The sequence below is a fragment of the Streptomyces sp. NPDC127097 genome (genome assembly GCF_042724075.1).
GTDB lineage: Bacteria > Actinomycetota > Actinomycetes > Streptomycetales > Streptomycetaceae > Streptomyces.
Genome location: NZ_JBHXFI010000024.1, coordinates 107352 through 116203, shown reverse-complemented (window position 1 = coordinate 116203; position 8852 = coordinate 107352). Strand labels below are relative to the sequence as shown.

6 protein-coding genes are annotated in these 8852 nt (G+C 71.4%); 4 read left to right on the top strand and 2 right to left on the bottom strand.

From position 1 onward, the window contains the following. Window positions 1-248: 248 nt before the first annotated feature. A complete protein-coding gene (locus tag ACFWJW_RS19835; protein ID WP_208684208.1) occupies window positions 249-890 on the top strand; it encodes a superoxide dismutase in 642 nt (213 codons plus the stop codon). A gap of 138 nt (window positions 891-1028) precedes the next feature. Here the strand turns inward: ACFWJW_RS19835 and ACFWJW_RS19830 are convergent, their stop codons facing one another. After that, window positions 1029-1724 (bottom strand): DsbA family protein, encoded by a 696-nt coding sequence (locus ACFWJW_RS19830; RefSeq protein WP_387242693.1) that lies wholly within the window; start codon window positions 1722-1724, stop codon window positions 1029-1031. A gap of 123 nt (window positions 1725-1847) precedes the next feature. Between ACFWJW_RS19830 and pepN the strand changes: the two genes are divergently transcribed. Beyond that, window positions 1848-4436: an aminopeptidase N gene (pepN, locus tag ACFWJW_RS19825; protein ID WP_387242690.1), complete on the top strand. Its 2589-nt coding sequence runs from the start codon at window positions 1848-1850 to the stop codon at window positions 4434-4436. 124 nt (window positions 4437-4560) lie between these two features. Then, on the top strand, window positions 4561-5583 hold the full coding sequence (locus ACFWJW_RS19820; protein WP_387242687.1) for a hypothetical protein: 1023 nt from the start codon (window positions 4561-4563) through the stop codon (window positions 5581-5583). 14 nt (window positions 5584-5597) lie between these two features. On the opposite strand, the gene ACFWJW_RS19815 is transcribed toward ACFWJW_RS19820, so the two are convergent. Next, window positions 5598-7337, bottom strand: a complete 1740-nt coding sequence (locus ACFWJW_RS19815; protein WP_387242684.1) for a TIGR03767 family metallophosphoesterase — start codon at window positions 7335-7337, stop codon at window positions 5598-5600. Window positions 7338-7740: 403 nt separating this feature from the next. Between ACFWJW_RS19815 and ACFWJW_RS19810 the strand changes: the two genes are divergently transcribed. Further along, window positions 7741-8772: an aspartate-semialdehyde dehydrogenase gene (locus ACFWJW_RS19810; RefSeq protein WP_387242681.1), complete on the top strand. Its 1032-nt coding sequence runs from the start codon at window positions 7741-7743 to the stop codon at window positions 8770-8772. Window positions 8773-8852 lie beyond the last annotated feature (80 nt).

The window sequence follows — 8852 nt, the reverse complement described above, 5'->3', positions numbered from 1 at the left end:
GGTGGGGGACCGGTTCGAGGGTGACCACCCGGTCGGGGGGGCGGGGGCGCCGCCGGGGGGACGGGCCGGACAACCCCCCCCCCACCCCCCCCCGGGGGGGGGTGCACTTATACCCGCGCCCCCCCCCCGCCTGCGTCTTTGGGACCGGGCCGGTCCCCGCAACCGGCCGGCGATCACTCCTGCTGGTAGCGTGCTCTTGCACATTGATTGCAACTACTGCTGGTTAGCAGCTTGGAGGCGGGATCGGCATGGCGACCTACACACTTCCGGAACTCCCCTACGACTACGCGGCACTGGCCCCGGTCATCAGCCCCGAGATCATCGAGCTGCACCACGACAAGCACCACGCGGCCTATGTGAAGGGGGCGAACGACACCCTGGAGCAGCTCGCCGAGGCGCGCGACAAGGACCAGTGGGGCAGCATCAACGGCCTGGAGAAGAACCTCGCGTTCCACCTCTCCGGCCACATCCTGCACAGCATCTACTGGCACAACATGACCGGTGACGGTGGCGGCGAGCCGCTGGAGAAGGACGGGGTGGGCGAGCTGGCCGACGCGATCGCCGAGTCCTTCGGCTCGTTCGCGAAGTTCAAGGCCCAGCTGACCAAGGCGTCGGCCACCACCCAGGGTTCCGGCTGGGGCGTCCTCGCCTACGAGCCGGTCACCGGCCGGCTGATCGTCGAGCAGATCTACGACCACCAGGGCAACGTCGGCCAGGGCTCGGTCCCGATCCTGGTCTTCGACGCCTGGGAGCACGCCTTCTACCTCCAGTACAAGAACCAGAAGGTGGACTTCATCGAGGCCATGTGGCAGGTCGTGAACTGGCAGGACGTCGCCAAGCGGTATCGCTCCGCTCAGGAGCGCGCGAACAACCTGCTGCTGGCGCCGTAACACCGTGAGTCGTCCTGCCTCGTGATCGTCTTCTCACCGCTCACCGGGCAGGCGGAATGACGGAGCGCCCCCGCACGTCCGATACGTGCGGGGGCGCTCCCATGTGCCCCGGTCGCAGGTGTCCGGGTCGCAGGTGTCTCAGTCGAAGATCGGGCCCTGCGTCCGCGTCCGCTTGATCTCGTAGAAGCCCGGGATGGACGCGACCATCAGCGTCCCGTCCCACAGCTTGGCGGCCTCCTCGCCCTTGGGGGCCGGGGTGACGACCGGGCCGAAGAAGGCGATCTGCCCACCCGTCGCCCGACCACCACCCCCGTTGGAGCTCGCTGCGCTCGCGCCCTGAGAATTCGGGCCGGGGACCGCGATGACCGGGGTGCCGACCTCCTGGCCGACCAGGTCGATGCCTTCCTTGTGGGAGGCGCGCAGCTCCGCGTCGTAGGTGTCCTTGCCGGCGTACTCGATCAGGTCGGCGGGCAGGCCCGCGTCGTCGAGGGCGGCGGCGATGCTCTCGGGGTTCACTCCGAGGCCCTCGTTGTGGATGCGGGTGCCGAGCGCGGTGTAGAGCCTGCCCACGACCTCGTCGCCGTGCAGCTGCTGCGCGGCGATCACCACGCGGACCGGGCCCCATGCCTTGCCGCCCGGGACCATGTTCGCGCGGTACTCCTCGGGCAGCTCGTCGAGCTTGTCCTCGTTCAGCACCGCCAGGCTCATCACATGCCAGCGCACCTCGACCGGGCGGACCTTCTCCACCTCCAGCATCCAGCGGGAGGTCATCCAGGCCCAGGGGCACAGCGGGTCGAACCAGAAGTCTGCGGGGGTCTTCGCGGTCTCGGACACGGGGTCTCCTCTTCACGGCTGTGCACATGAATCAACGGTGCTGTTCCTGAAGGTTCAACCGATGACGGGCGTGCCATGATTCCCGTTGTTCGATATTCGAGACGAGGACGAAGGAGTCACGTCGTGCCAGGTGAGAATCTGTCCCGGGACGAAGCACGTGAGCGGGGCCGGCTGCTGAGCGTCGACGCCTACGACGTGGCGCTGGACGTCCGCTCAGCGGTCGCCGGTGACGCGTCGGCCGACACCTTCCGCTCCCGCACGACGCTCCGCTTCCGCTGCGCCGAGCCGGGCGCCTCGACCTTCGCGGACCTGCTGGCCCCCTCGGTCACCTCGGTCACCCTCAACGGCCGGGAGCTGGACCCCGGGGCGGTGTTCGACGGCACCCGGATCACGCTGGACGGGCTGGCCGCGGAGAACACCCTCGTCGTCGACGCACAGTGCGCCTACAGCCGGACCGGTGAGGGTCTGCACCGCTTCGTGGACCCCGAGGACGGCGAGGTCTACCTCTACACGCAGTACGAACCGGCCGACTCCCGCCGGGTCTTCGCCAATTTCGAACAGCCCGATCTGAAGGCGCCGTTCACCTTCGAGGTGACCGCGCCCGAGGGCTGGCTGGTGGTCAGCAACGGCGCGCAGGAGGGCGGGGCCGAGGGCGGCCGGCACCGTTTCGCGACGACGCAGCCGATCTCGACGTACATCACGGCCGTGGTCGCCGGCCCGTACCACTACGTCTCCGACACCTACCGCCGCACCTTCGAGGACGGATCCGAGCTGGAGATTCCGCTGGGCGCGCTGTGCCGCAAGGGCCTGGCCAAGCACTTCGACGCGGACGACGTCTTCACCGTCACCAAGCAGGGTCTGGACTTCTTCCACGACCACTTCGACTTCCCGTACCCGTTCGGGAAGTACGACAGCGCCTTCGTCCCGGAGTACAACCTCGGGGCGATGGAGAACCCGGGCTGTGTCACGTTCCGCGAGGAGTTCATCTTCCGCGGCAAGGTGACCGAGGCGTCCTATGAGCGCCGGGCCAACGTCATCCTGCACGAGATGGCGCACATGTGGTTCGGCGATCTGGTCACCATGCAGTGGTGGGACGACCTGTGGCTGAAGGAGTCCTACGCGGACTTCATGGGTGCGTTCGCGCTGGCGGAGGCGACGCGCTTCCGGGACGCCTGGATCACCTTCGCCAACCGCCGCAAGTCCTGGGCCTACCGCGCCGACCAGCTGCCCTCCACCCACCCGGTCACCGCCGACATCCGTGACCTGGAGGACGCCAAGCTCAACTTCGACGGCATCACCTACGCCAAGGGCGCCGCGGTCCTCAAGCAGCTGGTGGCGTATGTGGGGCAGGAGGCGTTCCTGGAGGGCGCCCGGCGCTACTTCAAGCGGCACGCCTACGGCAACACCCGGCTGACGGATCTGCTGACGGTGCTGGAGGAGACGTCCGGGCGGGACCTGGCGAGCTGGTCGCGTGCCTGGCTGGAGACCGCGGGCGTCAACTCCCTCACCCCGCAGGTCACTTATGACGCGCAGGACCGGATCACCGAGCTGAGCATCCTCCAGGAGGCCGCCGACGAGCGGCCGGAGCTGCGGCCGCACCGGGTCGCGGTGGGGCTCTACCGGCGCCAGGGCACGGACCCGGCGCTGGTGCGCTACGCCCGTGCGGAGGTGGATGTCTCCGGGCCGCGGACGGCCGTTCCGGAGCTGGCCGGGGCCGAGCGGCCCGAGCTGATCCTGGTCAACGACGACGATCTGACCTACTGCAAGGTCCGTTTCGACGAGGGGTCGCTGGCCACCCTGCGGGCCCGGCTCGGCGACCTGGCCGACCCGATGGCGCGGGCGCTGTGCTGGGCCGCGCTGTGGGGGCTGACCCGGGACGGGCTGATGCCGGCCCGCGATTACCTCGACCTGGTGCGGCGGTTCGCCGGGCAGGAGACCGACATCGGGGTGCTCCAGTCGCTGCACGGGCAGGCGCAGACGGCGCTGGAGTACTACTCCGCGGCGGACCGCCGGGAGCCCGCCGCGCGGGAGCTGGCCGAGGGCGCGCTGCACGAGCTGCGGCTGGCCGAGCCCGGCAGCGGCCATCAGCTCACCTGGGCCCGGCACTTCGCCGCCCTCGCGACCGCCCCCGCCGATCTCCAGCTGCTCCAGGGCCTGCTGGACGGTACGGCGAAGATCGACGGCCTGGACGTGGACCAGGAGCTGCGCTGGACCCTGCTGGAGCCGCTGGCCGCCCACGGCGTCGCGGACGAGGCACGGCTCGCCGCCGAGCTGGCCCGTGACGACACCGCCTCCGGCAAGCGCCACCAGGTGCGCTGCCTGGCCGCCCGCCCCTCGGCCGAGGTCAAGGCGCGGGTGTGGGCGGACGTGGTGGACTCCGACGCGCTCTCCAACGCCTTGGTGGAGGCGTCGATCGCCGGGTTCGCCCAGCCGGGGCAGCGGGAGCTGCTGGCCCCCTACGCCTCGCGCTACTTCGCGGAGATCGAGCGGGTGTGGCGGGAGCGGTCCATCGAGATCGCGATGGATGTGGTGCGCGGGCTCTTCCCGGCCTCGCTGGTGGAGCGGTCCACGCTGGAGGCGGCGGACCGCTGGCTGGCGGAGCACGGGCAGGCGGCGCCGGCGCTGCGCCGGCTGGTGCTGGAGGAGCGGGACGATCTGGCCCGCGCGCTGCGGGCACAGGCTTGTGACGAGGCGGCCGGGGGGCGGCCGTAACCCCCGTGTCGACCAGCCTCTTTCGGCAGTCGAACGCCCGTACTTTAGTACAGGGTTGTCCGGTTTGCGATACGGGCGTGTAACAGCGGTTAGGGGGCGGAGCGGGGGCGGGAATCGACCCGTCATGAACCACGACACCCCGCTCTCCCCCCTCCCCCTCCAGCACCTGACCGCCTCCCGCTGCCGGGTGATGACCACCCGCCAGCTGCGCGAGCACGGCATCGCCGCGGCGGAGACCACCGAACGCTGCCGCCCCGGCGGCGGCTGGCAGCAGGTGCTCCCGGGCATCTATCTGCTGCACCCGGGACCGCCCACCAGCGAGGAGCGGCTGCACGCGGTCCTGCTGTACGCCAGTCACCGGGGACCGGGCGTCCCCCGGCAGAGCGGTCCGTCGGGAGACGCCCCGGAGGCGATGATCACGGGCCTGGCGGCGCTGGCCCTGCACGGCTTCACCGAGGCGCCCCCGCTGCTCGCCCTGAACCGCATCGAGGTGCTGGTCTCCCGTACCCGGCGGCTGCGCTCCACCGGCTTCGCACGGATCCTGCGGGCCGTGGAGCTGCCCGTACCCCAGGACCTCACCGGGGTGCCGGCCGCGCCGGTGCCGCGGGCGCTGGCGGACGCGGTCGGCGCGCTCACCGACGCCGCGACGGTGCGCCGGCTGCTGACCGAGGCGGTCCGCGGCGGCCACTGCGAGGCGAGCGCGGTGGTACGGGAGCTGAGCCGGGCGCGGCTGCTGACCCGGCCGCATGTGGTCGACGCGGTGGACACCCTGCTGGCCGAGGGCCGGGCGCTGGCCGAGCAGCAGCTGTACGCCATGGTGCGTGCGCACGGGCTGCCGGACCCGCTGTGGAACGTCGATCTGCGGCTGCCGGGCGGGCCGCAGCTGGGCGGGGTGGACGCCTTCTGGCCGGAGCACTCGGTGGCCCTGGAGATCGACACCCGGGCGCCGCGCGCCGAGGAGGACCCGCTGCACTCCCCGTTCTTCCAGAAGCGCGAGCATCTGGAGCGGCTGGGCATCACCGTCGTCCGCTGTCTGCCCCGCACCCTGCGGCAGTCCCCGGAGCAGCAGGCCGCGGTGGTCCGTACGGCCCTGATGGCCGCCGGGGACCGGGAGCCGGGTGCGTATGTGGTGGTGCTGCCGCGGTAGCGGGCCCGAGCCCGTCAGCGCTTGAGCAGCAGCTCGACGTTGCGGTCCCGGGCCGTGCCCGCCAGGTCCGTACGGGACTGGGGCGCGTTGAAGGACAGCTCGCGGTAGAGCGCGGCCAGGCCGGTCTGCGAGAGGTCGGTGAAGTCCGTGCGGTGCGGGGCGGCCGACTCGACCAGGGTGGTGAACAGCGACAGCGTGCCGTCGTGGTTGTCCACCAGCTCGATGACCCGGGCCAGCTGCGGGAAGTCGATGTGCGAGGCGGTGGAGACCTCCCAGAAGCCGTCGTGCGCGATGATCTCGTTCTTGTGGCTGTGGCCGTTGATCCAGCCGACGACGCCGGGGTGCGCGGCCAGCACCTCGACCAGCTCCGCTCCGGTGTGCCGCTTCTCCTGCGGCCGGGCCGGGTCGGGGCGGGTGTTGTTCATCGTCTTGCTGGTGTGGTGGCTGAAGACCAGCACATGGGCCTTCTCGCCCTTCTCGTTCTCCTTGAGGGTCCGCTCCAGCCAGCGCAGCTGGGCGTCGCCCACCGAGCCGGTGTAGTGGCCGCCGGGGTCGGTGGTGTCCAGGCTGATGCCCAGGACGTGGTCGGAGATCCGGAAGCTGTAGTAGAGGCGGTTCCCGTCGAGGTGTGCGGCGGTGTAGCCGTGGCCGTGCGGGCCGTGGCCGGTGTGCGCCGGGTCCAGGTGGGCGCGCAGGTATTCGGTCCGGGTGAAGGGGGCGCGCCGCTCGTCCGGGGTGACCCGCCGGGCCTGCTTGGCGTGTGAGGTCAGCAGCCGCTTGAAGTCCTCCCCCTTGGGGTCGAGGCCGTCCTTGACCGCTTTCCAGACCTTCGCGGCCTCGGCGGCGGGCAGCGTCTCCAGCTTGCGTTCCCCGGTGGCGATCTCGGTCCAGAAGGGGTCACCGGGCGCGTAGCAGCCGCCGGGCAGCGAGTCGTGGTTGCCGACCGTGGAGTACCAGGGCAGCCGCAGGCCGGGGCTGTGGACGGTCCGGATCGCCGCCTCCAGGAACCCGTCCATGCGCGGGAAGCCCAGCTGCTTGTCGGCGTCGCGCACCGCGCTGTCCGGCTGCCAGTACAGCTTCAGCCCGCTGTCCTGGACGCCTTCGTAGTGGCGCCGGTCGCCGGAGTTGGGGGTGATCTTTCCGCCGCTCATCGCGGTCAGGTACCACTCCAGCTCCAGCTTGGAGTTGTTGTCGGTGTTGTCGCCGGTGGTCATCACGAAGGACAGCGGGGCGCCGGTGGCGGGCCCGCCGGGCAGCGCGTTGACCCGCTCGATCAGCGAGACGACGCCGGCCACGGACAGCGCCTCCTGCGGCCGCCAGGCGCTGGCGGTCTCGGCGCGCAGGTACTCGTAGCGCAGCGGGCTCTGCACATCGACCAGGTGCAGATCGGTGAACTGCACGAACGAGGCCAGCGCGGTCCGCCGGCCGGCCCGCCCGCCGTGCGCGGTGCCCAGCTCGCTGCGGACCACCCGGTCCCAGGCGGGGCCGTCGCCGAGCCGGCGGTAGCCGCCGCTGCCGCGCGGGGTGGACACGCCGCCGAGGGTGGTGCCCCGGGTGTAGGGGACGCGGGGGACGGCGGGCGCCTCGACCGGTACGGGCGCGGCCGGGGCCGGGCCGGGGCTGACGGTGGCGGCCTGCGCCGCCCGGTCCGGACCGAAGGCGAGACCCAGGCCGGTGGCGGCACCGACGGCTCCGGTGGCGGCGAGGAACGTACGGCGGTCGAGACTGGTGGCGGCGGACCGTATACGGGACATACGCGGGCTCCCCGGGTGCGAACGCGAAGGCGGCCGGGCAGCACAACTGCCCTGTCACCTTGGATCGTTGGCACCGGGGGTGACCTGCGCGTGAACGCCACCGCAACGTGGAGAACCCATCACCGGACAGGGATCTGCCGGCCACCGGCCGGTCACGGAGCCCTGCCCGGGGGTGCGGCCGGCGGTCACCGGAAGTTCACTCCGCGGGGTACCCGGAGCATCCAGTTCGCCGGATGGAGACCCGGTGGATACGGAACGACACGCTCCGTATTCAGTCCGGTGGCCGACCCGCCACGGAATGGAACGGATTGGACAAGGCGACGGGTGTCACACACATGATGGAGGCACGACTGAGCAGGTGTTCCGAGCAGACACCCGAGCCAGGCCAGAAAGAAGGAGTCCCATGAGGATCGGAATCGTCGGAGCCACCGGACAGGTCGGCGGCGTGATGCGAGGCATTCTCGCCGAGCGGAACTTCCCGGTCGAGCAGCTGCGGCTGTTCGCTTCGGCCCGGTCCGCCGGACGCACCCTGCCCTGGCAGGACACCGAGATCACCATCGAGGACGCGGCCACCGCCGACTTCTCCGGGCTGGACATCGTCCTCTTCTCGGCCGGCGGGGCCACGTCCAAGGCGCTGGCGGAGAAGGTCGCCGACGCCGGCCCGGTCGTGATCGACAACTCCTCGGCCTGGCGCCGTGACCCCGAGGTCCCGCTGGTCGTCTCCGAGGTCAACCCGCAGGCCATCACGGACCGGCCCAAGGGCATCATCGCCAACCCGAACTGCACGACCATGGCCGCGATGCCGGTGCTGCGTCCGCTGCACGACGAGGCGGGGCTGGTCTCGCTGGTCGTCGCCACCTACCAGGCGGTCTCCGGCAGCGGTCTGGCCGGTGTGGAGGAGCTGGACGGCCAGGTCCGCAAGGTCATCGAGCAGGACGCCACCAAGCTGACGCACGACGGCGCGTCCGTGGAGTTCCCGGAGCCGGACAAGTACGTCGCCCCGATCGCCTTCAATGTGCTGCCGATGGCCGGCGCGATCGTCGACGACGGGCTGAACGAGACCGACGAGGAGCAGAAGCTCCGCAACGAGAGCCGCAAGATCCTGGAGATCCCGGACCTGAAGGTGTCCGGCACCTGCGTCCGCGTCCCGGTCTTCACCGGCCACTCGCTCCAGATCAACGCCCGCTTCGCGCGTCCGCTCAGCCCCGCGCGGGCCCAGGAGCTGCTGGCCGGCGCCCCCGGCGTCACCCTCGCCGACGTCCCCACCCCGCTCCAGGCCGCCGGCCAGGACGCGTCCTTCGTGGGCCGGATCCGCGAGGACGAGACCGCCGAGAACGGTCTGGCGCTGTTCGTCTCCAACGACAACCTCCGCAAGGGCGCGGCGCTGAACGCCGTCCAGATCGCGGAGCTGGTCGCCGCGGAGCTGCGCGGCTGACCGCAGCACGGCAGCACGGCGGGTGCCCGGGCCGGGGCTGCCGTACGGCCCCCCCCGCAAGCGGTGACACCACACGCCCC